The following is a 2098-nucleotide window of genomic DNA, read 5'->3' as shown; positions in this document are numbered from 1 at the left end:
TTTCAGCATAAATACTGAGCGAAGGTTCAGCCGTAAGCCCATTGACGGCGCTTGGGATCGGGTAGGCAAGCTGTGCGGGTGCGAGCGAGAGGCCCACTTGCTGCGCGACCCGTTTAGCCAGGTCTTTATCGATGTGGCACAGTTGGTCAACCACGCGTTTTCGGATCCACGGTCGCTGAACCTTGCCCAGTTCAAAGCTGAATCCATCGACAATATGGGTCTGCTCATAGTCCGTTTGACTTAACCAAAACAGGCGCGGCTGCGAGTAGTGATCTGAAAATGAGGCGCTTCTCTGGCGGATTTTTTCACCGTTTACCGGCTGTTGGGCGGTGGAGAAGCCCCCCTGATGCGCGGCGGATGGCGTTTCTCTTGGCCAGTTGTTATCAATGGAGTTAGGTTCATAATTGGCGGCACCAGAAAGACGCATTCTGTGTTGACCATCGCGCTGGTGATTGTGAAAGGGGCAAAGTGGTTTGTTGATGGGGATCTCATGGAAATTAGTGCCACCCAACCGGCTGATTTGCGTATCCAGATAGGAAAACAGCCGCCCCTGAAGCAGTGGATCGTCAGAAAAATCCAGCCCGGGCACCAGGTTTGCCGGGCAAAATGCGACCTGTTCGGTCTCGCAGAAATAATTATCCGGATTGCGGTTAAGCGTCATTTTCCCGACGCGCTGCACGGGAACCAGCGATTCAGGGATCAGTTTGGTGGGATCGAGAATATCGAAGTCAAAGCGATGCTCATCCTGCATCGGTATGATTTGTAAACCCAGTTCGTATTCAGGGTAATCCCCTGCCTCTATGGCTTCCCATAACTCACGCCGATGGAAATCTGGGTCCCGTCCTGCAATCAGTTGGGCTTCATCCCACAACAAGGAGGCAACGCCATAAAGTGGTTTCCAATGAAAACGCACAAAGTGGCAGTGCCCTTCGGCATTGATCATCTTGAATGTGTGGATGCCAAACCCCTCCATCATGCGGTAACTGCGCGGGATGCCACGATCTGACATTGCCCACATCACGTTGTGCAGCGTTTCCGGCTGGAGCGAGATAAAATCCCAGAAAGTATCGTGAGCACTTTGGCCTTGTGGGATCTCATTATGCGGCTCAGGCTTAACGGCGTGGACCAGATCGGGAAACTTGATGGCATCCTGAATAAAGAAGACTGGCGTGTTATTGCCGACCAAATCAAAGTTGCCCTCATGGGTATAAAATTTCGTTGCCCAACCACGAATATCCCTGACCGTATCAGCCGAACCGCGCGAACCTTGAACCGTGGAAAAGCGCACAAACACCGGCGTTTCACTATCAGGCTGTTGCAAAAACCCGGCCTTGGTCAAATGTGTCAGCGGCTTATAAACCTGGAAAACCCCGTGTGCCGCAGCCCCTCGCGCATGCACCACCCGTTCAGGAATACGCTCGTGGTCGAAGTGGGTAATTTTTTCTCGCAGCATAAAATCTTCGAGCAGGGTTGCGCCTCTTTCTCCCGCGCGCAGTGAGTTTTGGTTGTCAGCAATTTTGATCCCCTGGTTGGTGGTTAACGCCTCACCCGCTGGGAAGTCCTTTGATTTTTCTAACTGACGCAGTTTGTCATTGCTGATTTCAGGCGATTTCTCAATGCCAGGGGACATGGGAGCAGTACCGGGTGGATTGGTGCTTCCAGAGAGCTTCAATGACGCCCCTTGTGCAATCTCAGCGTTACTGTGCGATGACGCCGTGCTATCTGGTTCATTTTTTTTATGATTCTCTGACTCATGATGTGTATCCCCTTTCATACTCACCTCTAAATATTGATTAAAATCAGCAGATTAAAAAAAACCTCTAGACACACATTCAGTATAGTTAATTTTTTTTAATATATTAGCTACGAAATGATTTGATTTGATCGATAGATTTGGCGGGGAAAGGTGATTGACAGGGTGATGGTTGGCAGCAGCGGCGACGGTTCGCCGCCGAATCAGGACTGTTGAGAGCGTCAGCCCAGGAGGCACCAGTACCCTTCGGCTTCAAGATACCTTAAGCCGACTTATCAATCAGCAACGGGAAGCCCCACCCAGCAATTTTGAGGATGAAGCGGGGGCATAAAAGAAGGGACTCTG

1 protein-coding gene is annotated in these 2098 nt (G+C 51.0%); it reads right to left on the bottom strand.

Going from position 1 to position 2098, the window contains the following annotated elements:
* Positions 1–1774, bottom strand: a 1774-nt coding sequence (locus J5224_RS25570; RefSeq protein WP_413544725.1) for a catalase, incomplete at its 3' end; no start/stop codon positions are given.
* Positions 1775–2098 lie beyond the last annotated feature (324 nt).

This window comes from Candidatus Symbiopectobacterium sp. NZEC135 (assembly GCF_025962695.1).
This window is presented reverse-complemented; position numbering and strand designations above follow the sequence as displayed.